Source organism: Bradyrhizobium sp. Ken64, assembly GCF_055807555.1.
The window spans coordinates 50,685-74,888 of the sequence record NZ_JBVVPA010000010.1 but is presented as its reverse complement, the minus strand read 5'-3'; the positions used below and the strand labels follow the sequence as shown (position 1 = coordinate 74,888).

The window sequence follows — 24,204 nt, the reverse complement described above, 5'->3', positions numbered from 1 at the left end:
CCTACACCCGACCGAGCGCGAAACCGCTCGCGATATAATTGCGGACGAACCAGATCACGAGCGCGCCCGGGATGATGGTCAGCACGCCGGCCGCAGCCAGCAGGCCCCAGTCCATGCCCGCAGCCGACACCGTGCGCGTCATGATCGCCGCGATCGGCTTGGCCTGCACCGAGGTCAGCGTGCGCGCGAGCAGCAGCTCGACCCAGGAGAACATGAAACAGAAGAAGGCGGCGACGCCGATGCCGCTCGCAATCAGCGGCACCAGGATCTTGATGAAGAAGCGCGGGAAGGAATAGCCGTCGAGGAAGGCGGTCTCGTCGATCTCGCGCGGCACGCCGGAGACGAAGCCTTCCAGGATCCACACCGCCAGCGGGACGTTGAAGATGCAGTGCGCCAGCGCGACCGCCCAGGGCGTATCGAACAGCCCGATCGCCGAATAGAGGTTGAAGAACGGCAGTGCATAGACCGCGGCCGGCGCCATGCGGTTCGACAGCAGCCAGAAGAACAGATGCTTGTCGCCGAGGAAACGGTAGCGCGAGAACGCGTAGGCCGCCGGCAGCGCCACCGAGATCGAGATGATGGTGTTGAGGACGACATATTCCAGCGAGTTGATATAGCCGGAATACCAGCTCTCGTCGGTGAAGATGCGCTTGTAGTGCTGGAGCGTCGGGGCGTGCGGCCACAGCGTCATCGTCGAGACGATCTCGGCATTGGTCTTGAAGCTCATGTTGACGAGCCAGTAGATCGGCAACAGCAGGAAGATCAAGAACAGCGCCATGATGAGGCGACGGCCGGGGATCGAGTGCATCACGCGGCTCCTTCCTGCGGCTTCCGCTCGGCGCCGGCATTGGTCATGACGGTGTAGAAGATCCAGCAGACGATCAGGATGATGAGGTTGTAGACCAGCGACAGTGCGGCAGCCTTGCCGAGGTCGAACTGGCCCAGCGCGATCTTGACCAGTTCGATCGACACGAAGGTCGTCGAATTGCCGGGCCCGCCACCCGTCACCACGAACGGCTCGGTGTAGATCATGAAACTGTCCATGAAACGCAGCAGCACGGCGATCAGTAGCACGCGGTTCATCTTCGGCAGCTGGATCGCCTTGAACACCGCCCAGCGCGAGGCGCCATCGATCTGCGCCGCCTGATAATAGGCTTCGGGAATCGACTTCAGGCCGGCGTAGCAGAGCAGCGCGACCAGGCTGGTCCAGTGCCAGACGTCCATCACGATGACAGTGACCCAGGCGTCGATGTCGTTGGAGACGTAATTGTAGTCGATGCCGATGGCATTGAGGACATAGCCGAGCAGGCCGATGTCGGGGCGGCCAAAGATCTGCCAGATCGTGCCGACCACGTTCCACGGGATCAGCAGCGGCAACGCGAGGATGACGAGGCAAGCCGCGACCGTCCAACCCTGGCGCGGCATCGACAGCGCGACGACGATGCCGAGCGGCACCTCGATTGCGAGGATCACCAGCGAGAAGAACAGATTGCGGCCGAGCGAGGCCAGGAAGCGGCCGCCGAGATCGCTCGAGGGATCGAGCAATTCCTTGAACCAGCCGACACCATTCCAGAAGAACTGGTTGTTGCCGAAGGTGTCTTGCATTGAATAGTTCACCACCGTCATCAACGGCAGCACCGCCGAGAAGGCGACGACCAGGAACACCGGCAGCACCAGGAACCACGCTTTTTGGTTGACGGTCTTGTCCATCAGGCGGCTCCCTCCACCAGAAGGCTGTCGGCATAGACGTGGACGTGCGACGGGTCGAATTTCAGGCCGGCCGTGCCGTCCGGACTGGTGAAGCCGGCCGGCGCGCGCGCTGCGAGTTTTGCGTCACCGAGGCGCGCGCGCGCGAAGCGGATACGGCCGAGGTCGTCGACGCGTTCAATCTTCGCACTGAGCAGGCCGGGCGCAGGCGCGACGGCCTCAACGAATTCCGGACGGACGCCGATCTCGATCTTCGCGCCATCAGGCAGCTTGTCGTAGCTGCGGTTGAGCGTGATCACGTGATCGCCGATCTTGGCCTCGCGGCCCCTCACCTCGGCCGGCAGGACGTTCATGCCGGGCGAGCCGATGAAATAGCCGACGAAGGTGTGCGCGGGCTTGTCGAACAGCTCGGCCGGCGTGCCGCTCTGCACCACGCGGCCGTCATGCATGACCACCACGGTGTCGGCAAAGGTCAGCGCTTCGGTCTGGTCGTGGGTGACGTAGATCATCGTCAGGTCGAGCTCGCGATGCAGCGCCTTGAGCTTGGAGCGGAGCTGCCATTTCAGCTCGGGGTCGATCACGGTGAGCGGCTCGTCGAACAGCACGGCGGCGACGTCGGAGCGGACGAGGCCGCGGCCGAGCGAGATCTTCTGCTTTGCATCGGCGGTGAGCCGCGTCGCCTTGCGGTTCAGATAGGGCTCGAGGTCGAGCAGGCGGCCGATCTCGGCGACGCGCTTGTCGATCTCGGCCTTCGGCACGCCGCGGTTCTTCAAAGGGAACGCCAGATTTTGCCCCACCGTCATGGTGTCGTAGATCACCGGAAACTGGAACACCTGGGCGATGTTGCGCTTCTGGGTTGACAGCGGTGTGATGTCCTCGCCGTCGAACAGGATTTTTCCCCGCGACGGCGTGATGATGCCGGAGATGACGTTGAGCAGCGTGGTCTTGCCGCAGCCGGACGGCCCGAGCAGCGCGTAGGCGCCACCCTGCCGCCAGGTCATGGTGACAGGCTTGAGAGCAAAGCTGTCCTGCGGCGCGTCATTGCCGCCGTAGGAGTGCGCGAGATCGACGAGGTCAATGCGGGCCATGTCGCATCTCCCTCAGGCTTTTTTCTTTGACGCGTTTTCTTCACGCGAACCGCTCGGCACTTCGCTTGAAAACGCTATGGGACCGGGAGCGGCGACCAAACGGTCTGCCGCATCGAAAACGAAGACGTCATTGGGATCGAGCACGGCATCGAGCGTCTGGCCGGGCTCGAACTCGTGCACGCCGTGCAGCACGGCCACCCAGTTCGATCCGTCGCGGGTCAGATGCACGAAACTCTCCGAACCGGTGATCTCAGTCACCGTTACCGTGGCATGGAAGGCGTGGCGGTCAGTCTCGCCATTGGCAAGCGCGAGCTGATGGGCGCGAAATCCGACGCGATAAGCGCCGTCCGCGAGCGAGGAATAGAGACCAGACGCCGGCGCGGCAATGCCACCCGCATATTGCACGGAGCCGTTCTTCTTCTCGATGCCGACGAGATTGAGCGGCGGATCAGAGAACACCTGCGCGACCCGCAAGGTCTGCGGCCGCCGGTAAACGCTCGGCGTCTCGCCGATCTGGAGCGCCTTCCCCTCCCACATGCACACCGTGTTGCCGCCGAGCAGCAGCGCCTCGGTCGGCTCGGTGGTGGCATAAACGAAGATCGCGCCGGACGCCTCGAAGATGCGCGGCAATTCGGTGCGCAGCTCCTCGCGCAGCTTGTAGTCGAGATTGGCGAGCGGCTCGTCGAGCAGCACGAGGTCGGCGCCCTTCACCAGCGCGCGCGCCATCGCGGTTCGCTGCTGCTGGCCGCCGGAAAGCTGGAGCGGCGTGCGCTTCAGGAACGGCTCGAGCCGTAGCAGCCGGGCGGCTTCCGCGACCCGCGCCTCGATCTCGGCGCGCGGCTTGCCCTGCACGCGCAAGGGCGAAGCGATGTTCTCGTAGACAGACAGCGAGGGGTAGTTGATGAACTGCTGATAGACCATGGCGACCGAGCGCTGGCGCACGTCGACACCGGTGACGTCCTTGCCATTGACCAGCAGCTTGCCCGATGTCGGCTTGTCGAGGCCAGCGAGCAGCCGCATGATCGAGGTCTTGCCCGACAGCGTCGGCCCGAGCAGCACGTTGAGCGTGCCGCTCTCGAGCGTCAGCGAGACGTCGCGGATATGTGGGATACCGTCGACAGTCCGGGTCACGTGATCGAGTGTCACGGTCATGAGCGTCCTCCTGCTTCCAGCAGGGGACTTTGCTGCACGGCGTGGGTCCTGATCCAGTCGTCAAGCGCCGCGATCTCGTCGGCACTTAGTCGCAGGCCGAGCTTGGAACGGCGCCAGACGACGTCGTCGGCGGTGACGGCCCATTCGTTGGCCATGAGATAGCGGACTTCGCGCTCGGTCAGCGTCGCACCGAAGGCCTGGCCGAGATCGGCCGCCGATTTCGCATCCCCAAGCAGCTTGATCGCCCTCGTGCCATAGGCGCGTGCGAGGCGCCGCGCATGCTCGTGGCTGAGGAAAGGATAGCCGCGCTGAAGCTCGGCGATCAGGCCGTCGACGTCGGACACGCCCATGTCGCCGCCGGGCAGCGGCCATTTGCCGGTCCAGCCTTCGCGCGCTTTCGCACTGCGAAGATAGGGCGCGAGCCGCTCCAGCGCCTCCTCGGCGAGACGGCGGTAGGTCGTGATCTTGCCGCCATAGATCGACAGCAGCGGCACGCCGCCGGGCGTGTCGAGCTCGAACACATAATCGCGCGTCGCGGCCTTGGCTTCGCTGGCGCCGTCGTCGTAGAGCGGACGCACACCGGAATAGGTCCAGACCACGTCGTCGGGCGTGACAGGCTTGGCCAGATATTCGCTTGCTGCCGTGCAGAGATACTGGATCTCCTCGGCCGTCGCCTTCACCTTGGCGGGATCGCCGTCATAGTCGCGGTCGGTGGTGCCGATCAGCGTAAAATCGTCCTGATAGGGAATGACGAAGATGATGCGGCCATCGGCATTCTGGAACATGTAGGCGCGGTCGTGGTCATAGAGTTTTTTCACGACGATGTGCGAGCCCTGCACCAGGCGTACCTTGGCTTTCGCGTTGACGCCGGCGCCGCGGCCGAGCACATCCTCGACCCAGGGCCCGCCGGCATTGACCAGCGCACGGGCCTGGATCGACGAGCGCGCGCCTGTCAGCGTGTCGATCATGCCGACGGTCCAGATGCCGTCTGATTGTTTGATATCCGTTGCGCGCGTGCGGGTGCGGATCTCGGCGCCCTTGTCGGCGGCATCGCGCGCGTTGAGCACGACGAGACGGGCGTCGTCGACGAAGCAGTCGGAATATTCGAATGCGCGGCCGTAGCGGTTGGGGATCAGCGGGCGGCCGACCTCGTCACGCCCAAGGTCGACCGAGCGCGTCGCCGGCAACAGATGACGGCCGCCGATGTGGTCATAGAGGAAGAGGCCGAGGCGCAGCAGCCAAGCTGGCCTTAAGCCCGCATGGTGCGGCAAGACGAAACGCAGGGGGCGGATGATGTGGGGCGCGATGCCCCAGAGAATCTCGCGCTCGATCAGCGCCTCGCGGACCAGCCGAAACTCGTAATATTCGAGATAGCGCAGGCCGCCATGCACCAGCTTGGTCGACCAGGACGAGGTCCCGCTCGCCAGATCGTTCATTTCGCACAGGAAAACCGTGTTGCCGCGGCCCACCGCGTCGCGCGCGATGCCACAGCCGTTAACACCGCCTCCAATAATGGCGAGGTCAAAAATACGCTCCAACAGACGCATCCCCCGGCGACCGCCCGTTCAATCGAGCGGTTACTTTCGTTTTTGATTAGATCACACCGGAAAACGAAAGCAAGATGAAAGAGAGGCGAAAGGAAGTGAAAGCGGAACTTTTAAGTGGGCAAATGAGGTGGAGAAATCGGCAGGCCGAGCGCCGCGATTAAGGGCAAAGGCTCGATCGAATGGCATGGGGCATGACTCGCATCAACCAGAGCGCTCGATCCCTTGAATGTAGCAACATGCCTACATATACTTGGCGGACGTATGGCACTGCTACGGCGAGGAGGCGCTGACGATGGTGACAACGCTAACCAGTCGAGAATTCAATCAGGACACCAGCGGCGCGAAAAAGGCCGCATCGCAGGGCCCCGTCTTTATTACGGACCGCGGCCGTCCGGCCCACGTCCTGCTGTCAATCGAGGATTATTTGCGTCTGAGCGGCGGGCACATGAGCCTTGCCGAAGCTCTTGCGCAAGCGAGCGCGGACTTCGATTTCGATCCGCCTCGCATGGCAGGTGAGATTAGGGCTGCCGATCTCGACTGATGTTTCTGCTGGACACCAATGTCATTTCCGAACTGAGGCGGCCAGATAAAGCTGATCGCAACGTCGTCGCATGGGCCAATGCAATTCCCGCGGCGAATTTTTTCATGTCCGCCATCTCTATCCTTGAAGTTGAACTGGGCGCGCGCTTGATCGAGCGCAAAGACGCGGCGCAAGGTGCCGTCCTGCGCACCTGGATCGATGGCCAAATTCTGGTTCGCTTTGAGGGGCGGATCCTGGCCATCGATACGGCCGTGGCGCAGCGCTGTGCGCAACTCCACGTTCCCAATCCTCGGGCGGAACGCGATGCTCTCATCGCAGCGACCGCGCTTGTTCACGGCTTAACGGTTGTCACGCGCAATGTGGGGGATTTCGAACCAACGGGCGTCCCGCTACTCAATCCATGGGACGCCGCATGAATTCTACCTCAGCCGCACCACCGGCGCGCCCTCGGGCGCTTCTTGTGCCTCGCCTTGAGCATCATCGACGTCGGCCCCCTTCGGCATCGCCGCCATCACCTCGATGCCCTTGCCGTGGCAGATGGTGGCGAGGCGCTCGGGCAATTCCTGGTCGGTGACGAAGGTCTGGATCTGGCTGATATGCGCGATGCGGACCGGCGCGCTGCGGCGGAGTTTTGTGGAATCGGCGACCAGCATGACGCTGCGGGCGTTGGCGATGATGGCCTGCGCCACCTGCACCTCGCGATAGTCGAAATCGAGCAGCGCGCCCTCCTCGTCGATCGCGGACGCTCCGATGATGGCGTAGTCGACCTTGAACTGGCCGATCAGCTGCGTCGCGGTCGAGCCGACCACCGCACCGTCGGCGCGCCGCACCGTGCCGCCGGCGACCACCACCTCGATGCGGGGATGGCGGTAGAGCAGCATGGCAACGTTCAGATTGTTGGTGATGACGAGGAGGTCCTCGTGCGAGGTCAGCGCGCTCGCGACCTCCTCGGTCGTGGTGCCGATATTGATGAAGAGCGAGCAGCCGTTCGGGATCAGCGATGCGGCCGCGGCTCCAATCGCCTTCTTCTCGTCGGCGGCGACGAAACGCCGTGCCTCATAGGCGAGGTTTTCGACGCCGGAGGCGATGATGGCGCCGCCATGGATGCGGGTCAGCGAGCGGCGCTCGCAGAGGTCGTTGAGATCCTTGCGGATGGTCTGCGCCGAGACCTCGAACCGGCGCGCCAACTCCTCGACCATGACGCGGCCCGAGGCTCGCGCGATGTTGAGGATTTCGGCTTGGCGATGGGTCAGTCCGGTCACGGCGATGGCCTCAAGTCAGGAAGCTGCATGGTGCGGCGGTTCGCGCGCTCGGTCAATGCGCGCGCCGATCACGGTTAACGGACGAAGGTTCTCACCACGCCATTGCGGCAGCGAGGCGCGCGAGCAGGTCCGGATCGTCGAAGGCGCTGGCGGAAGCGATAGCCCCGGCGGCGACGAGATCAGCATGGCTGAGGCTGGTCCGGATGCCAATTGTCGGAATACCGGCCGCTGCGGCCGATTGCACACCGGTGCGGGAGTCCTCGAACGCGATCGAGGCCATCGCGCTGGCGCCGGCAAAGCGCAACCCTTCCTGATAAGGCAGCGGATGCGGCTTGCCGTGCGACAGCTCGGCGCCGATCACGAGCGCCTTGAAGCGGTGCGTGATGCCGAGGCCGGACAGCAGCAGCTCCGCATTGAGTCGCGGGGCGTTGGTCACGGCCACCATGGGAATACCGGCCGCATCCGCCCTGTCGAGCAGCGCCATCAGGCCCGGCAGCGGCTCGATCTGCCCGGCGACAAGTGTGCGGAAGACTTCCTCCTTCTCATCGAGGATCATGGCACGCCGTTCGGGCGCCTCGTCGGGCAGAAAGCGCTCGCCGATCGATACATTCGCGAAGCCTTGCAGCTCTCGGGAGAAGCGCGCGTGATCGAAGACGTGGCCGCGAGGGCCGAGCACCTGATTGAAGGCCTTCAGGTGCAGCGGATCGGTGTTGGCGAGCGTACCGTCGATGTCGAACAGCAACGCCCTGCCGATAGCCTCAATCATGTCCGTACTTTCCCGAATATATGACGCATCAATACGAAAGCCGTATCAATACAGCGCCAATCGCGCAATGACGCACGTGCATGACCAATACGCGACACTCGACAAAGTCGCACGTGGCTGCAACACTCCGTGCAAGATCAAAAAGGAGGAAACGATGACGATCAACCGACGCGATCTGGCTCTTTCGACTCTTGCAGTCCCAGCTCTTGCCGTCTCCACTCTTGCAGTTTCAGCGCTCACGACACCGGTGCTGGCGGCCTCGGCGGACGAGGAAGCCGTGGCGAAGAAGGTCGAGGCGTTCCGTCTCGCGCAGATCGCGGCCGATCCCAAGGCGCTCGGCGCCCTCTGCGCCGACGAGGTGAGCTACAGCCATTCCAGCGGCAAGGTCGAGGACAAGGCGACCTTCGTCGCCAACGCCACCGACGGCAAATCCAAATTCCTGTCGATCGAGTACAAGGACCCGACCATCAAGGTCGTCGGCCCCGCCGCGATCGTGCGTTTCCACTGGGTGGCGGAACAGGAGATGGCGGCCGATGGGAAAAAAGTGCCGACCAACCTTCACATCCTGATGAACTGGCAGAAGCAGGGCGACGACTGGAAGCTGCTCTCGCGGTCTGCGACGAAGTTGTGATTCGAGTTCTTACCCTCTCCCCTTGCGGGAGAGGGTGGCTCGCCGAATAGCGGCGAGACGGGTGAGGGGTCTCTCTCAGCGAGTGAACCTCTCACAGTTGAATTTTCTGAAACAACCCCTCATCCGGCGCTGCGCGCCACCTTCTCCCACAAGGGGAGAAGGGATAACGGTGTTCGCGGCTACTACGCCGCTTCCTTCACATCACCGTTAAGCAGCTTGCGCGCGGCGCGCTCGGCTTCGCGGGCGTTGCGGAAGAGCTGGCCTTCGAGACGGTTGAATTGGTGGGACGATGCGAAGAAGCAATAACCGCCCTGGCCACGAACAACGATTCCCGCGGTCTCTGAATCAACTTCGATGATGTAGCTGTCCGGCATGGCCCGTAGATTCCTCAGTGCGGGCAAATAACCGGATCGCCGCCCGAAAGTTCCTCGGGCAAATCAGCCGGTTTCCACCCCGAATCGACACGCGATGTAGTACGCTGGGACCTCATCCGTTTTATGACTGGTTCTTGGCAAAGCCGCGGCGCCGTGACTCAGTCGCGCCGCGTTTGGCCGCGCCGCACGCGAGCTGAGACGCAACGCCGCGCGCGATTACGTCGCGATCGCAGTGTCGGTCGGGCGAACCGGTTGCGGACGACCGTGCTCGTCGATCGACACGTAGGTGAAGTTGCCGTCGGTGACGAGGAACGGTTGCTGCTCGCCGCGGCGCAGCGCCCACGCTTCCAGATGCACGGTGATGGAGGTGCGCCCGACGCGAACGAGGTTGGCGTGAACCGAAACGAGATCGCCGACATAGACGGCCTTGCGGAAATTCATCGCCTCGATGGCGACGGTCACCGTGCGCGACTTTGCGACCTTTGACGCAAACACGCCGCCGCCGACGTCCATCTGGCTGAGCAGCCAGCCGCCGAAGATGTCGCCGTTTGCGTTGGTGTCGGCAGGCATCGCCAGCGTGCGGATGCAGAGATCGCCGCTCGGCCCGGCATTGGCTTGCTCGTTCATGCCGCTCTCGCTTGAAGATTGCTCACTTGAAGTTGTCCCAGCCCGGATCCGGTGCAAAGCGCTCGCCGAATCTCCCGGCCAGCGCGCGCAAGGTGGATACGACATGATCCACGCCACGCGTGCGCGCATAGTTCAACGGTCCGCCACGGAATGGTGCATAACCGGTGCCGAAGATCATGGCGCCGTCGACCATGTCGGCATCATCGACGATGCCCGCGCGAAGCGCCGCGACGCAGACGTTGGACATCGGCAGCACCAGGCGGTCGATCATCTGGTCGGTGACGCGTGGACCCGTCTCGGGCAACGGCGCCTTCTCGGCCTTGCCGTCGCGCCAGACGTAAAAGCCCTTGCCGGTCTTGCGGCCGAGTTCGCCCTTGGCGACCTTCTCGCGCAGCCAGGCCGGCGTCGGCGGCAGCAGATCGCCGAACTTGGTGCGCAGCATGTCGCCGACATCGAGACAAATGTCGAGCCCGACCTGGTCGGCCAGTTCGATCGGCCCCATCGGCATGCCGAACTGCTCCGCGGCGGCGTCGATCAGGCGCTGGTCGATCTTCTCGTCCAGCATCACCATCGCTTCCAGCATGTAAGGCGTCAGTGCGCGGTTGACGAGGAAGCCCGGCGAGCTCTTCACCGACAACGGCAGCCGATCGATCGCGCCGACGAAGGCGAGTGCCTCCTTTAGCACCTGCGCATCGTTGCCGTCATGGCTGACGACTTCGACCAGCTGCAACCGCGACACCGGGTTGAAGAAGTGGAGGCCGACCAGCCGCTCCGGCCGCGCCAGCGTGGTGCGCAAATCCTGGAGTGGAATGCTCGAGGTGTTGGTCGCGAGAATCGCGCCCGGCTTCATCCGCGGCTCGAGCCCGGCATAGACCTTCTGCTTCAGTTCGAGCTTCTCCGGAACCGCCTCGATGATGAGATCGGCGTTGCGGACGCCGTCCCCGTCCATGTCGGGGATCAGGCGATCGAGCGCGTCGCGCACCTCGGTCGGCTTGCGGATGATCTTGCCGTAGAGCTCGGCGGCGCGCTTGACCGCGCCCGCGATCGGCTCCGCCTTCATGTCGGCGAGCGAGACGCGCAGCCCCTGCCCCGCGCACCAGGCCGCGATATCGCCGCCCATGGCGCCGGCGCCGATGACGTGGACATGCTTGATCGTGTTGCCGGAGCCTGCCGCCTTCTTCATCTGCTCCCGCAGGAAGAACACGCGGATCAAATTCTGCGCGGTCGGCGTCACCATCAGCTTGGCGAACGAGGCCTGCTCTGCCCTGAGCATCGCGGCCTTGCTGCCGCCATGGGTCTCCCAGAGATCGATCAAGGCATAGGGCGCCGGATAATGCTCGCGCGACGCGGCCTTCGCCGCCTCCGAGCGCATCCGCCTGGCCAGCAGCCCGCGCACCGGGCCGAAATTAGCCGCACGCGTCAGAAAGCCCGGCCGCGCCCGCTTGAGGCGGCCGAACAGCGCATCCTTGACGGCATTGCGAACGTGGCGTTCCTGCGTCACGGTGTCGAGGAGGCCGAGCGATTTGGCACGGCGGGCATCGATGGTGCGGCCGGTCAACATCAAGGCCATGGATTGGGTCGGATTGACCAGCGCGGTGAAACGCGCGGTGCCGCCGAGCCCGGGATGCAGGCCCAGCATCACCTCGGGGAAGCCGAAGCGCGCGCCGTCGATCGCGATGCGCGATTGGCAGGCGAGCGCGACTTCGAGCCCGCCGCCGAGGCAGAAGCCGTGGATCACCGCGACCGTCGGCAGCTTCAGCGCTTCCAGATGGTCGACCACGGCATGGGCGGCGCGGATCCGCGTCTCCACCATCCCGGCATCATCGGCGCCGCGAAATTCGTTGACGTCGGCGCCCGCGATGAAGCCGGACGGCTTTGCGGAGCGGATCACGAGCCCGGCAGGACGCTCGGTCTCGATCGCCGCAAGCACGGCGTCGAACTCCTCCATCACGTCCGAGGACAGCGTATTGGCGCTGGCGTCAGCGCGATCGAACAGCAGCCAGGCGACGCCGTCGGCGTCGCGCGTCAGCTTGAAGTGCTTGTAGGGACTATCGGCAGCGGGCTTGGGCCCGAGCTCCAGCACGCGGTCGCCGAGCGCGGTCATGATCCTGGAATCCATGATCACACCGCCTCGATCAGCATGGCGCCGCCGAGCCCGCCGCCAATGCATTCGGTGGCAACCCCGCGCCGCGTGCCGAGCCGCTTCATCGTGTTGACGAGATGCAGCACGATGCGGTTTCCGGAGGTGCCGACGGGATGCCCGAGCGAGATAGCGCCGCCATCGACATTGAGTTTTGCGCGGTCGATCTCACCGGCCGCGCCGTCCAGCCCCAAGATCTCGCGGCAGAACTTGTCGTCATTCCAGGCGGCGAGGCAGCCGAGCACCTGGGTGGCGAACGCTTCGTTGAGCTCCCAGGTCTCGACGTCCTGGATGGTGAGATCGTTGCGCTTCAGCAGCGGCGTCGCCGACATCACGGGACCGAGACCCATGATGCTTGGATCAAGTGCGGCCCAGTTGCTGTCGATGATGACGGCCTTCGGCGTCAGCTTGTGCCTGGCGACCGCTTCGTCGGACGCCAGGATCACCCAGGACGCGCCGTCGGTGATCTGCGAGGAATTGCCGGCAGTGACCTGGCCCCAGGGACGCTCGAACACCGGCCTCAGCTTGGCGAGCGTCTCGGCCGTCGAGTCCGGACGCACGCCATCATCATGGTCGAAGAACTTTCCGTCACGGGAGAACGCGGTTTCGACTTCGCCCTTGAGAAAACCTTCTGCCTGCGCATGCGCGAGCCGGCGATGGCTCTCGGCGGCATAGGCATCGGACTGCGCGCGGGTGATGCCGAAAAAATGGCCGACGACTTCGGCCGTCTGGCCCATGTTCAGGTCGGTGATAGGATCGGTCAGCCCGCGCTCCAACCCGATGATCGGTTTGAGATAGCGCGGCCGCAGCTTGAAGGCTGCGGCAAGCTTCGCGGCGACGCCCCTGGCGGTGGCAAGGCCGGCGAACCAGCGCACGCCGGAATTGGGCCAGACCAGCGGCGCGTGGCTCAAGGCCTCGGTGCCGCCGGCGAGGATCATGTCGGCATGGCCCTCGCGGATGTAGCGGTAGGCGGTGTCGATCGACTGCATGCCCGAGCCGCAATTGATCTGCACGGTGAAGGCGACCATGTCCTCGCCCATGCCGAGCCGGAGCGCGGCCACGCGAGCAGGGTTCATCTCGTCCGCGATCACGTTGACGCAGCCGAGGATGACCTGGTCGAAGGTATCAGGCGAAAACGGCTGGCGCGCCAGCAGCGGCCGGCCGCATTGCACGGCGAGGTCGACCGGCGTGAACGGCCCCGGCCCCGAACGCGCCTTCAAAAACGGCGTCCGGCTGCCGTCGACGATGAAAACCGGTCGTGCCATCAGCTCGCCGCCCTCTGTTCACCGAGTTCCTGGAAGAACTGATGCACGTCGCCGGATTTCTTGTAAATCGGCGACAGCGCCTCCGGCGCAAAATCGTCGACCTCGATCACTTCAGTGACGGCTTCGCGGGCCGCGGCCAGCTGCTCGCCCTCCGCCTGCGTGATCACGCCCTTGGCCACCGCATCCTTCCATTCGCTCATATGAGCCGCGCGCATGCGCCTGGCGATGGCGTCCGTGCCTGCGACCAGGTTGAACGCGCGTTCCAGCCGGGCGAAGCCGCCATCGTCGTCGACATAAGCGAGGTCGGGCGTGAGGCGATCGCGCGCGGCCGACGGCTCCAGCACGAGGCTCGCGCATTGATGCACGACCCGGTCGGAGGGACCCAGCACGCGGGCGCCGAAGGGCTGGACCACGAACTTGAGAATGCCTGCGACGAAGCGGTTCGGCAGATTGGCGAGAATCTCCGCAAGCCGGTTCTCGATGGTCCGGAAGCCCGTCGCCATGCACCATTCGAGCGCGGCAAAGTCCTCCTTCTGCCGGCCCTCGTCCTGCCAGCGTTTCAGCGCGGCCGAGAGCAGATACAGCTCGGACAGGATGTCGCCGAAGCGCGCCGACAGCATCTCCTTGCGCTTGAGCGCGCCGCCGAGCGTCAGCAGCGCCATATCGGCGCAGAGGGCAAACGCCGCGGAGTAGCGCGAGAGTTGACGATAGAATGGCCTGGCGTCGCCGGCGTCGGGTGCGAGCGCGAAGACACCAAAGCTCCAGCTCCGGCCGAACGCGCGCAAGAGTGTCTCGAAGCTGTGGCCGACATGCTTCCAGAACGCCTTGTCGAAGGCGGTGAGCCCGCGCTCGCGATCGGCATCCGCGAGCGCATTCATCTCGTCGAGCAGATAGGGATGGGCGCGGATGGCGCCCTGTCCGAACACGATGAGATTGCGGGTGAGGATATTGGCGCCCTCGACGGTGATGCCGACGGGGACGGCGCGGTGGAGATTGCCGAGATAGTTTTTCGGACCGTCGATCACGGCCTTGCCGCCATGAATGTCCATGGCATCGTCGACCGCGGTGCGCATCCGCTCGGTCGCGTGCAGCTTCATGATACCGGAGATGACGGCGGGATGGATGCCGGCATTCAGCGCGGCGCAAGTGAGCCGTCGCGCCGCGTCGAGCTGATAGGCGGTCGCGACGATGCGGGCGAGCGGCTCCTCGACGCCCTCGAATTTGGAGATGGAGATGCCGAACTGCTCGCGGATGCGGGCATAGGCGCCGGTGGTGCGGGCGGCATAGGCGGCGCCGGCGGCCGAGAGCGACGGCAACGAGATGCCGCGGCCGGCGGCGAGCGCCGTCATCAGCATCTTCCAGCCCTGCCCCAGCCGCGCCTGGCCGCCGATGACGTAGTCGAGCGGAATGAAGACGTCGCGGCCCCAATTCGGGCCGTTCTGGAACACCTGCATCGAGGGCAGATGGCGTTTGCCGATTTCGACGCCGGGCAGGTTGGTCGGGATCAGCGCCACGCTGATGCCGAGCTCTTCCTGGCTCCCGACGAGATGATCGGGGTCATAGGCCTTGAAGGCGAGGCCAAGCAGCGTCGCGACGGGACCGAGCGTGATGTAGCGCTTGTGCCAATTGAGCTTCAGGCCCAGCACCTCCTGGCCCTCGAAGGTGCCCTTGCAGATGATGCCGGTGTCGACCATCGAGGCGGCATCAGAGCCGGCCTCGGGGCTGGTAAGGCCGAAGCAGGGAATGTCGCGGCCATCGGCAAGTCGCGGCAGCCAGCGCTGCTGCTGCTCCTTCGTGCCGAAGTGCATCAGGAGCTCACCCGGGCCCAACGAGTTCGGCACCATCACCGTCACCGCGGCGGCGATCGAGCGGGTCGAGATCTTGCGTACCACTTCCGAATGCGCATAGGGCGAGAAGCCGAGGCCGCCGAACTCTTTCGGAATGATCATGCCGAAGAATTTTTCGCGCTTGATGAAGTGCCAGACATCGGGTGGCAGGTCGCGCCATTCCCAAAAGATCTTCCACTCGTCGAGCATGGCGCAGAGCTCGTCGACGGGGCCGTTGAGGAAGGCCCGCTCCTCTTCGGTCAGCGTTGCCTGCGGGACCTTCAGCAGCTTCGACCAATCAGGGTTGCCGGTGAAGAGATCGGCGTCCCACCAGACGTCGCCGGCCTCCAGCGCCTCGCGCTCGGTGTCCGACATCGCCGGCAGCACGCCGCGCGCCCAGGAGAAAATCGGCTTTGTCAGGGTGTCGCGGCGGAAGCTCATGGCGGACCTCATGCATCGGCGCGGTGATGGGGCATTTTAGCGGAAAGTGGCCGGCGGAGGTGAACACTTCACCTGCGAAAAGACGCGAATTGACGCGGCTGGGCGGCCGCCCAGGGCCATAACGGCCGAGGCGTGGTGGCAGTTCCGGGAGAGGGCCTGGCCGCGCCAGTCCTCACGTCATTCCGGGGCGCGCGAAGCGCGAGCCTGGAATCCATGGTGCGGCAGCGTCGGTCGATGAATGGATTCCGGGTTCGCGCTTAGCGGCGCGCCCCGGAATGACGGGATGGAGAGAGAGGCGCCTAATCCGGCCGCACCATCTCGAACATGTTTTCCGGCTTGATCTCGAAATAATCACCGCTGCGGCCGGCGCGGACAATCGGGCGGGCGGCGGCGGTCTGGTAGACGCCGTCCTTGATCATGGCCTTGTCGATGTGGACGGCGACGACCTCGCCGAGCGTCAGCCAGGCATTGGCTTCCTTGCCGTCGGCGCCCTTGAGCCGGACGATATCGGACACCTTGCATTCGAAGGCGACGGGACTCTCGCCGACGCGCGGCACGTTGACGAGCCTGCCGGGCACGGCGGTGAGGCCGGCAACCTCGAACTCGTCGACCTCAGGCCCGACGTGCGCCGCAGTCGCGTTCATGTGCCTGGCCAGGTCCATGGTGGCCAGATTCCAGACGAACTCGCCGGTCTGCTGGATGTTCTCGACCGTGTCCTTCCAGTTGGTGGAGGAGAAGCCGATGATCGGCGGGACATAGCAGAACGCGTTGAAGAAGCTGTAGGGTGCGAGGTTGACGTGGCCCTTGGTGTCGCGCGAGGAAATCCAGCCGATCGGCCGCGGCGCGACGATGGCGTTGAAGGGATCGTGCTTGAGGCCGTGGCCCTTGGCGGGCTCGTAGAAGTGCAGGTCTTTGTCGGTCACGGGCGCTTTTCCTGGTCCTTGTAGCCCGGATGGAGCGAAGCGTAATCCGGGGCCGCAGCACAACGCTCAACCATCCCGGATTGCGCTTTGCTCCATCCGGGCTACGTCGGCCTGCTTATAGGAGGAAACCCGTCGCCGCGTCAGTGCCGCGGGGACAATCCCGCGATGACGAAATCGATCATCTGGTCGATGGTCGGGCCCGGCTTGGTAGCGCACTGGGCGATCATCTGGGGGTGGAAAAACCGCATCATCGCGGTGCAGGCGCAGAGCGCGGCCAGTTGCAGGTCCGGCGCCTCGAACTCGCCGGAGGCCACACCTTGCGCGATCATCTGGCCGACGACCCCGCCAATGCACTCCATGTGGTTGACGCAGACGTCCCAGTCCTCCTGCATCGCGATCTCGACCATCTCGTGCAATTTGGAATCGCCGACATAGCGCTCGGTGTTCATGCGATGGATGGTGGTGAGCAGTTCGCGGAAGCGCGGCAGTACCGGACCGGGCCTGGCCACGATCCGCTGTGCTTCCAGCTCGACCTCGCCCATCAGCGAACGGGCCACCGCCTGATGAATCGCCTTCTTCGATTCGAAGAAGCGATAGACGTTGGCGGGGCTCATCTTGAGCTCCTTGGCGATGTCGCCGACCGTGGTCTTGAGATAACCGATCTGGCGGAACAGCCGCTCGGCCACCTCGAGAATACGATCCCGGGTGTCGCCTTCGATATGTTCCGAAACCAATGTCATCTGTCAGGACTCGTCAATCAGCAGTTTATCTTCACTTATTCAGCCGCCTCAGCAAGCGGAATTGCGTGCTGGTCATCGCTCCCATGCTGCGGCGCGGCAGGCTGCTCGGGCGTGCCCGCCTCATCCAGGCTCTTGCGGAACCAGAGGGCGTAGAGACCCGGCAGGTACAGCAGCGTCAGGAAGGTCGCAACGAACAATCCGCCCATGATGGTGATGGCCATCGGGCCCCAGAACGCCGAGCGCGACAGCGGGATCATGGCGAGGATGGCGGCAAGCGCCGTCAGCACCACCGGACGGGCGCGGCGGACGGTGGCCTCGACGATCGCCTCGCGGCGGGTCAGGCCGTGCGAGACGTCGGTCTCGATCTGGTCCACCAGGATGACCGCGTTGCGCATGATCATGCCGGCGAGCGCGATCAGCCCGAGCAGCGCCACGAAGCCGAACGGCGCGTTGGCGATGTTGAGCCCGAAGGAGGCGCCGACGATGCCGAGCGGCGCGGTCAGGAACACCAGGATCAGACGCGAGAAGCTCTGCAGCTGGAACATCAGCAGCGTCAGCATCACCATGACCATCAGCGGGAAGAGAATGAAGATCGAGGCGTTGCCCTTGGCGGATTCCTCGAACGCGCCGCCCGCCTCGATGCGGTAGGCCGGCTCGAGGTTGTCCTTGATAGCCTTCAGCTTCGGCGCGATCTGGCCGGTGACGTCGGGCGCCTGCACGCCGTCGACGACGTCGGAGCGCACGGTGATCGCCATGTCGCGGTTACGCCGCCACATGATCGGCTCCTCGTGGGCATACTCGATCTTGGCGATCTGCTGCAGCGGCACGGCCACGCCGTTACGCGAGGTGATGGTGAGATCGCCGACAGCGCCGAGGTCGAGCCGTTCGGACGAGACGGCGCGCGCAACCACGCCGACCTTTTCGATGCCGTCGCGCACGGTCGTCACCTGTGAACCCGAGATCAGCATCGACAGCGCCTGCGACACGTCCTGCGGGGTCAGGCCCATGGCGCGGGCGCGGTCCTGGTCGACGACGAGCTTGAGGTAAGGCGACTGCTCGTTCCAGTCGAGCTGGACGTCCTTGACGCTCTTGTTCTGCCGCATGACGTCGCGGACCTGGTAGGCGATCTCGCGCACCTTGTTGGCGTCGGGGCCGATGACGCGAAACTGCACGGGAAAACCAACGGGAGGACCGAAATTGAAGCGGTCGACCCGCACGCGGGCCTCGTTGAGCGCGCCGTCGGCAACGGCGCTTTCAAGCTTGGCCTTGATGCGCTCGCGCGCCTCGACGCCCTTTGCGACGATGACGATTTCGGCAAACGCCTCGTTCGGAAGCTGCGGATTGAGGCCGAGCCAGAAGCGCGGCGAGCCCTGCCCGACATAGGCCGTATAGGTCTCGATGTCCTTGTCGTCCTTGAGCATGGTCTCGGCCTTCTTCACCGCCTTTTCCGTGACGTTGAAGGCGGTGCCTTCGGGCAGGCGAAGCTGGAGGAACAACTCGGGGCGCTCGGACAGCGGGAAGAACTGCTGCTGGACATGGCCGAAGCCGACGATCGAGGCGATGAAGACGCCGACGGTCGCAGCCACCACGGTGATGCGGTGGTTGACGCACCACTGCACGATGGCGCGCAGGCCCCGATACATGCGGGTCTCGTAGACCGCGTGCGGATCGTGATTGTGGTGCACCTTGATGTTGGGCAGCAGCATGACGCCGATATAGGGCGTGAAGATCACCGCCACGAACCAGGACGCGACCAGCGCGATCGCCACGATCCAGAAGATGCTGCCGGCATATTCGCCGACCGCGGAATTGGCAAAGCCGATGGGGAGGAAGCCAGCGGCAGTGACCAGCGTTCCCGTGAGCATCGGAAACGCAGTGGATTCCCAGGCAAAGGACGCCGCACGCATGCGGTCCCAGCCCTGCTCCATTTTCACCACCATCATCTCGACGGCGATGATAGCGTCATCCACCAAGAGGCCGAGCGCGATGATCAGCGCACCGAGCGTGATGCGGTGCAGGTCGAGCGACATCGTGTTCATGACGACGAAGACGATGCCGAGCACCAGCGGCACCGACAGCGCGACCACGATGCCGGTGCGCCAGCCGAGCGCGAGGAACGACACGAACAACACGATGACCAGCGCCTCCATGAAGGAGTGCACGAATTCGCTGACGGCGTGCTCGACCACCTTGGGCTGGTCGGCGATCAGCTTGATGTCGACGCCCTGCGGCACCGCCTTCATGAATTCAGCCGTCGCCTTCTCGACCTCCTTGCCGAGATCGAGGATGTTCGCGCCCTTGGCGGTGACGACGCCGATGCCGATCGCGGCCTTGCCTTCCTGGCGCACGATGAAGCTCGGCGGGTCGACATAGCCATGGGTGACGGTGGCGATGTCGCCGAGGCGGAACACGCGACCGTTGCTCTCGACCGGGGTTTCGGCGACGGCCTTGGCGCCGTCGAGCGCACCGGTGACGCGCAGCGGCACCCGCTGCGACGAGGTCTCGACCGTGCCGGCCGGCGTCACGTTGTTCTGCTTGGCGAGCGAATCGAACAGCGCCTGCGGCGTGATGCCGAGCGTGGCGAGCTTGGCATGGCTGAACTCGACGAAGATGCGCTCATCCTGGTTGCCGTAGACGTCGACCTTGGTTACGCCCGGCACCTTCAGAAGGCGCTGACGGAAACCCTCCGAGACCTTCTTGAGCTGGGCGTAGTCGGCGCCGTCGCCGGTCATCATGTAGAGGATGGAATCGACGTCGGAGAACTCGTCGTTGACGACGGGTCCCAAAATCCCCGAAGGCAATTGGCCCTGCACGTCGGCCAGCTTCTTGCGCAGGAGATAAAAGAGATACGGCACGTCCTTCGGCGGCGTGGAATCGCGGAAGGTGACCTGGAGCGCGGTGAAGCCGGGCTTGGAATAGGTCTGCACCTTCTCGAAGTAAGGCAGCTCCTGGATTTTCTTCTCGATGGGATCGGCGACCTGCGCCTGCATCTCCTGCGCGGTCGCGCCCGGCCATAGCACGGAGACGTTGACCACTTTCACCGTGAAGAACGGATCCTCGGCACGTCCGAGCTTCTGATAGGAGAAGAACCCGGCGACGCCGAGAATGAGCATCAGGAACAGGATCAGCGTCGGATGGCTGACGGCCCAGGCCGAAAGATTGAAGCGCTTCATCGCACTCTCCAAAGATGATCCGGTTACAAAAAAACGACAGCCACTCTGTTCAACGCGTCGTCGCGAGGCAGCGAAGCAATCCAGGGGGCTGGGCAGGTTCTGGATCGCTTCGCCGCTTCAGCCAAAGCATTTGCGCTTGGGCCGAAACTCACCTCACACGACGTAACTCGTAAGCGAGACTTAAAAGGACAGTGACGAGACGATCCGCACCCTCTGGCCCGGATCGAGCTTCTGCACACCGAGGGCGACGATCTTGGCGCCCTCTTCGACGCCACCGGCGATGACGACGTCGTTGCTCTCGTAGGACTTCACCACGACCGGCTTCAGCGTGACCGCGCCGTTGTCGTCGACGACGTAGAAGGACGGCTTGCCGCCTTCGTTGAACAGCGCCGACAGCGGCAGCCGCGCGACGCGCTCGGTCGCAGCGTCCGACAGCGTCAGCGTCGCGGTCATGCCGAGCGAGACCTTGTCGTCGGCCTCGGGCAGCGAAAACTTGGCGAGATAGGTGCGCGTCGCAGGATCCGCGGTGGGCGCAATCTCGCGCAGCCTGGCCGTATATTTCTTGCCCGGCTCGGACCAAAGAGTGACGCTGGCGGCGCCCGATTTGGCACGTCCGACCAGCGTCTCAGGGATCGCGACGACCGCTTCCTTTTCGGCAAAGCGGGCGACACGGATCGAGGTCTGGCCTGCGGCAACCACCTGGCCGGGCTCGATCAGCGTTGCGGTGACGACGCCACGGGCGTCGGCGTTGAGCGTAGCGTAGGAAAGGGAATTGTTGGTCAGCTCGACCGAGCGCTCGGCCCGGTTGAGGCGGGCGCGGGCCTCGTCGGCGGCGGCTCGGCTCGAATCCAGCTGCGCGTCGGTGGTCCAGCCCTTGGCCCTCAAATCCTTGGCGCGCTGCTCGGCGGCGGCGGCCTGGGCCAGCACACCGGTCGCAGCGGTCTGCTCGGCAACGGCTTGCTCGGCCTGGAGCTTCAGATCGACCTCATCAAGGGTCGCGAGCGGCTGGCCGATCTCGACGGTCTGGCCGACCTCGACCAGACGCTTGGCGACCTTGCCGGCGACCCGAAAGCCCAGATCGCTCTCGATCCGCGGCCTGATGGTGCCGACAAAGCTGCGCTCGGGTTTTTCGGCATCGTAGTGGGCGGTGGCGACGAGAACCGGCCGCGGCGGCTCGGCCTTTTCAGCGACGGTGTCATTGCACCCCGCGAGGGCGGCAGCCATCAGCGCCAGCGAAATACCCGCCAAGAGCCTCGAATAGCTGGACAAAACGGATCGGACGAACATCGGAGGACACTCCCTCGGCTGCAATGAGAGGAATGTCGACTAATCACTGATGAAAGTCAATATTCGTCAGTCATCAGGAAAGCGTGATCGTTAAGAGCTGATGAAGCCGCAATTTGCGCAGCAGCTGACACCCAAAATTCGCAAAACCAGGCTGGCCAGCGTGGCCGGGATCACATGCCCCGCATGACGCAGGCATTCACCCGGCTGAAAGTCCGGTTATTCCGCCCGGTGTGGCCATTGTTGGAGCATTTCGCCCAGAGCGCTTCGACTTCCTTCACACTGCGCTTCTGCCCGGGCGTGCCTGACGGCGCCGGCTCGGTCGCAGCGGGGCGTTCGGCGGGTGGTTTTGCGGCGACAGGCGGGGCCTCGCGCCGCGCCGGGCGCTTCGGCCGGACGCGCTCGCAGGTGTTGTCGTCGCCGAGCTCGTAATTGGCCTCGCAACTGATCCTGACGCAGTCCTCGCCGCTCGGCCGGAAGCCATGCTCGCAGATCAGCGGGCAAACCCGTGCAGGACGCACGCGAATGGACTCCAGCGCATCGACGCTCGCAAGCTTCACATCGAATTTGGTGCCGGCGTTCTTGTTGAAAAGCTGGAGTGACTTTTGCGCTGCCTCATTCCAGGAGCCGCTGATCTCGCCTTTCAGGCAGCCGACCCGGCGCAGTTCGCCTTGCAGCAGACGAGGAATATCGGACGCAGCCTGCTGTGCCGGCTTGGCTGCACTCCCGACATCGGGAGACAAAGCAGCGAGCTGGGTCGCGGCCTTCGGATCGCGCGCCTTGCCGTCGTCCGTGCCAGGCTTCGCCTGCTCCGCAAGCTTGCGCTGAGCCTCCGCAGCCTCTTCGCGTGCCCGCTGCTCGGCCGCAAGGCGCGCCTGTTCGGCCGCCCTTTCAGCAATCTTGGCTTCTTCGGATGCCTTCGCCTTCGCAGCCTGCTCGGCCGCGAGCCTCACCTGCTCCTGCGCCTTTGCCGCAGCCACCTGCCGTGCGCGCTCAGCCTCGGCAGCCTTCTGCTCTGCGGCCTTGGCTTCTGCAGCCTTGGCTTCTGCAGCCTTGGCTTCTGCAGCCCTGGCTTCTGCAGCCCTGGCTTCTGCAGCCCTGGCTTCTGCAGCCCTGGCTTCTGCAGCCCTGGCTTCTGCAGCCTTGGCTTCCGCAGCCTTGGCTTCCGCAGCCCTCACTTCTGCAGCCCTGGCTTCCGCAGCCTTGGCTTCCGCAGCCTTGACCTCCGCAGCCTTGGCGGCGTCCTCGCGCACCCTCTTCTCTGCCGCAAGACGCGCCTGTTCGGCTGCCTTGGCTTCTTCGGCCGCCTTGGCCTTTGCTGCCTGCTCAGCCACGCGCCGTGCCTGTTCCTGCGCCTTGGCCTCGACGAGCTGCCGCGCGCGCTCGCCCTCGGCGGCCTTCTGCTCGGCCGCCCTGGCCTCGGCCGCCTTTGCGGCCTCCTCCTCGCGCGCTTTCTTGCTGGCTATGAGACGCGCTTGCTCGGCGACCCTCGCTTCCTCCGCAGCCTTGGCCTTCGCAGCCAGATCGGCGGCGAGCCGGGCCTGCTCTTGCGCCTTTGCCTCGGCAATCTGCCGGGCGCGCTCGACCTCCGCCGCCTTCTGCTCGGCTGCTTTCGCCTCCGCGTCCCTGGCGGCATCCTCACGCCTCTTCCTTTCGGCCGCAAGGCGCGTCTGTTCGGCGGCCCTGGCCGCTTCCGCAGTCCTGGCCGCTGCAGCCTTGTCGGCCGCGATCCTTAGCTGCTCCTGCGCGGTCGCGGACCGCGCGGCGTCTTCCATCAGCTTGCGGTGCTGCGCCTTGGCCAGTTCGGAGTAGAAGCTGTGAGGATAGGGAAGGAGGCCCATACATCCGGCGTGCTGATCTGAAGCGCCAACTCATAGGCGCGGCGGATCTCGGGTTCGGCATCCTTGGCCGGGGCTGCGGCCTCAACGAGCGCAAGATCTTCACCGCCGAGGGAGCCATACAGGAACGGCTCCTGCCTGTTGTTGGTCGCCTTCAGCACGTCGTCGCGCACGAAGCCGAACGCCTTGCGCAGATCGAGCCCGGGCCGCGGCAGATACTTGATCAGCGCGGTCGTGAACGGACTGTTCTTGCTGTCGCCATCGGCCGCGGTCGAGCCGGCCTTGGCGGCAAAGGCAACCAGGGTGTTGGATCCGGCCGGCTCGACCCGCGCGAGCCCGCGCTCGATCGCGCGCGACACCACGGTGCGCTTCATGTTCTTCTTGAAAGGATTGTCCCGGCAGGCGTCGAGAATGACCAGCCGCAGCCGCTTGGCGGGCTCAATCACCGTGAGCAGCCGGTCGAGCGGTATCGCCTCATCATAGGCGTCGATATCGCGCTCCAGCAGTGCATCCGTCGGGATGATGTAGTTGGTCCCGTCGATCTCGATGCCGTGCCCGGCAAAATAGAGCACCGCGATATCGGCGTCGCGACTGCGGTCGGAGAAGTCACGTAGCGCCCGCCGCATCTCGACAGCCTTGAGGTCGCGCCTGAGATCGACCACGTCGAAGCCGGCGCCTTTCAACGTTGCCGCCATCGCCTCGGCATCGTTGGACGGGTTCGTGAGCTTGACGACGTTCTGGTAGGTGGAATTACCGATCACGAGCGCAACGCGTTTCGCCGCCAGCGCCGGTTGGGCCAAAAGCATCAGAGCGCAAAGCGCCGACGCGAATGTGCTCACGGCCCACATCAAAAAAGAATCCCTCAGACAGGCAATTTGG

Annotated in this window: 21 protein-coding genes; 3 read left to right on the top strand and 18 right to left on the bottom strand. The window is 64.6% G+C overall.

Going from position 1 to position 24,204, the window contains the following annotated elements; all coding sequences use genetic code 11:
• Position 1 precedes the first annotated feature (1 nt).
• The 5 genes from AC0L2F_RS18310 to glpD are packed head-to-tail and all read right to left on the bottom strand — an operon-like array spanning position 2 to position 5,494.
• Complete coding sequence (locus AC0L2F_RS18310; RefSeq protein WP_007606994.1) at positions 2 to 808, bottom strand: carbohydrate ABC transporter permease; 807 nt, start codon at positions 806 to 808, stop codon at positions 2 to 4.
• Positions 808 to 1,710: a carbohydrate ABC transporter permease gene (locus AC0L2F_RS18305; protein WP_007606992.1), complete on the bottom strand. Its 903-nt coding sequence runs from the start codon at positions 1,708 to 1,710 to the stop codon at positions 808 to 810. The genes AC0L2F_RS18310 and AC0L2F_RS18305 overlap by 1 nt, the downstream gene beginning before the upstream one ends.
• On the bottom strand, positions 1,710 to 2,795 hold the full coding sequence (locus tag AC0L2F_RS18300) for an ABC transporter ATP-binding protein (protein WP_473249324.1): 1,086 nt from the start codon (positions 2,793 to 2,795) through the stop codon (positions 1,710 to 1,712). Before AC0L2F_RS18300 ends, AC0L2F_RS18305 begins: the two co-directional genes overlap by 1 nt.
• A 12-nt stretch (positions 2,796 to 2,807) precedes the next feature.
• On the bottom strand, positions 2,808 to 3,947 hold the full coding sequence (locus AC0L2F_RS18295; protein ID WP_007606989.1) for an ABC transporter ATP-binding protein: 1,140 nt from the start codon (positions 3,945 to 3,947) through the stop codon (positions 2,808 to 2,810).
• Entirely contained in the window at positions 3,944 to 5,494 is a 1,551-nt protein-coding gene (gene glpD / locus AC0L2F_RS18290; protein ID WP_063993518.1) for a glycerol-3-phosphate dehydrogenase, read from the bottom strand. Before glpD ends, AC0L2F_RS18295 begins: the two co-directional genes overlap by 4 nt.
• 292 nt (positions 5,495 to 5,786) lie before the next feature.
• Here glpD and AC0L2F_RS18285 point away from each other — a divergent pair, with 292 nt between their 5' ends.
• Positions 5,787 to 6,035: a type II toxin-antitoxin system Phd/YefM family antitoxin gene (locus AC0L2F_RS18285; protein WP_007606985.1), complete on the top strand. Its 249-nt coding sequence runs from the start codon at positions 5,787 to 5,789 to the stop codon at positions 6,033 to 6,035.
• A complete protein-coding gene (locus AC0L2F_RS18280) occupies positions 6,035 to 6,451 on the top strand; it encodes a type II toxin-antitoxin system VapC family toxin (RefSeq protein WP_007606984.1) in 417 nt (138 codons plus the stop codon). The genes AC0L2F_RS18285 and AC0L2F_RS18280 overlap by 1 nt, the downstream gene beginning before the upstream one ends.
• 3 nt (positions 6,452 to 6,454) lie before the next feature.
• Here the strand turns inward: AC0L2F_RS18280 and AC0L2F_RS18275 are convergent, their stop codons facing one another.
• Entirely contained in the window at positions 6,455 to 7,297 is an 843-nt protein-coding gene (locus tag AC0L2F_RS18275; RefSeq protein ID WP_473249323.1) for a DeoR/GlpR family DNA-binding transcription regulator, read from the bottom strand.
• Positions 7,298 to 7,388: 91 nt separating this feature from the next.
• Positions 7,389 to 8,063, bottom strand: coding sequence for an HAD family hydrolase (locus tag AC0L2F_RS18270; RefSeq protein WP_007606981.1), 675 nt, complete (start codon positions 8,061 to 8,063; stop codon positions 7,389 to 7,391).
• A 154-nt stretch (positions 8,064 to 8,217) separates the two neighbouring features.
• Here AC0L2F_RS18270 and AC0L2F_RS18265 point away from each other — a divergent pair, with 154 nt between their 5' ends.
• Positions 8,218 to 8,694: a nuclear transport factor 2 family protein gene (locus AC0L2F_RS18265; RefSeq protein ID WP_007606980.1), complete on the top strand. Its 477-nt coding sequence runs from the start codon at positions 8,218 to 8,220 to the stop codon at positions 8,692 to 8,694.
• Between the two features lie 182 nt (positions 8,695 to 8,876).
• On the opposite strand, the gene AC0L2F_RS18260 is transcribed toward AC0L2F_RS18265, so the two are convergent.
• From AC0L2F_RS18260 to AC0L2F_RS18210, 11 genes are all read right to left on the bottom strand, one after another.
• Positions 8,877 to 9,068: a hypothetical protein gene (locus tag AC0L2F_RS18260; RefSeq protein ID WP_473249322.1), complete on the bottom strand. Its 192-nt coding sequence runs from the start codon at positions 9,066 to 9,068 to the stop codon at positions 8,877 to 8,879.
• A 216-nt stretch (positions 9,069 to 9,284) separates the two neighbouring features.
• The gene (locus AC0L2F_RS18255) at positions 9,285 to 9,695 is read right to left on the bottom strand and encodes an acyl-CoA thioesterase (protein WP_007606978.1); all 411 of its coding nucleotides are present in this window, start codon (positions 9,693 to 9,695) and stop codon (positions 9,285 to 9,287) included.
• Between the two features lie 22 nt (positions 9,696 to 9,717).
• Entirely contained in the window at positions 9,718 to 11,814 is a 2,097-nt protein-coding gene (locus AC0L2F_RS18250; protein ID WP_473249321.1) for a 3-hydroxyacyl-CoA dehydrogenase NAD-binding domain-containing protein, read from the bottom strand.
• A gap of 2 nt (positions 11,815 to 11,816) precedes the next feature.
• Positions 11,817 to 13,100: an acetyl-CoA C-acetyltransferase gene (locus AC0L2F_RS18245; protein ID WP_473249320.1), complete on the bottom strand. Its 1,284-nt coding sequence runs from the start codon at positions 13,098 to 13,100 to the stop codon at positions 11,817 to 11,819.
• Entirely contained in the window at positions 13,100 to 15,367 is a 2,268-nt protein-coding gene (locus AC0L2F_RS18240) for an acyl-CoA dehydrogenase (protein WP_473249319.1), read from the bottom strand. The genes AC0L2F_RS18245 and AC0L2F_RS18240 overlap by 1 nt, the downstream gene beginning before the upstream one ends.
• A gap of 299 nt (positions 15,368 to 15,666) precedes the next feature.
• Positions 15,667 to 16,290, bottom strand: coding sequence for a flavin reductase family protein (locus AC0L2F_RS18235; protein WP_027516354.1), 624 nt, complete (start codon positions 16,288 to 16,290; stop codon positions 15,667 to 15,669).
• Positions 16,291 to 16,430: 140 nt separating this feature from the next.
• Positions 16,431 to 17,030, bottom strand: a complete 600-nt coding sequence (locus AC0L2F_RS18230) for a TetR/AcrR family transcriptional regulator (protein WP_007606969.1) — start codon at positions 17,028 to 17,030, stop codon at positions 16,431 to 16,433.
• Between the two features lie 35 nt (positions 17,031 to 17,065).
• A complete protein-coding gene (locus tag AC0L2F_RS18225) occupies positions 17,066 to 20,203 on the bottom strand; it encodes an efflux RND transporter permease subunit (RefSeq protein WP_473249318.1) in 3,138 nt (1,045 codons plus the stop codon).
• Positions 20,204 to 20,383: 180 nt separating this feature from the next.
• On the bottom strand, positions 20,384 to 21,490 hold the full coding sequence (locus AC0L2F_RS18220) for an efflux RND transporter periplasmic adaptor subunit (RefSeq protein ID WP_473249317.1): 1,107 nt from the start codon (positions 21,488 to 21,490) through the stop codon (positions 20,384 to 20,386).
• A gap of 170 nt (positions 21,491 to 21,660) precedes the next feature.
• The gene (locus AC0L2F_RS18215; protein ID WP_473249316.1) at positions 21,661 to 23,328 is read right to left on the bottom strand and encodes a hypothetical protein; all 1,668 of its coding nucleotides are present in this window, start codon (positions 23,326 to 23,328) and stop codon (positions 21,661 to 21,663) included.
• Complete coding sequence (locus AC0L2F_RS18210; protein WP_473249315.1) at positions 23,262 to 24,131, bottom strand: caspase family protein; 870 nt, start codon at positions 24,129 to 24,131, stop codon at positions 23,262 to 23,264. The genes AC0L2F_RS18215 and AC0L2F_RS18210 overlap by 67 nt, the downstream gene beginning before the upstream one ends.
• Positions 24,132 to 24,204 lie beyond the last annotated feature (73 nt).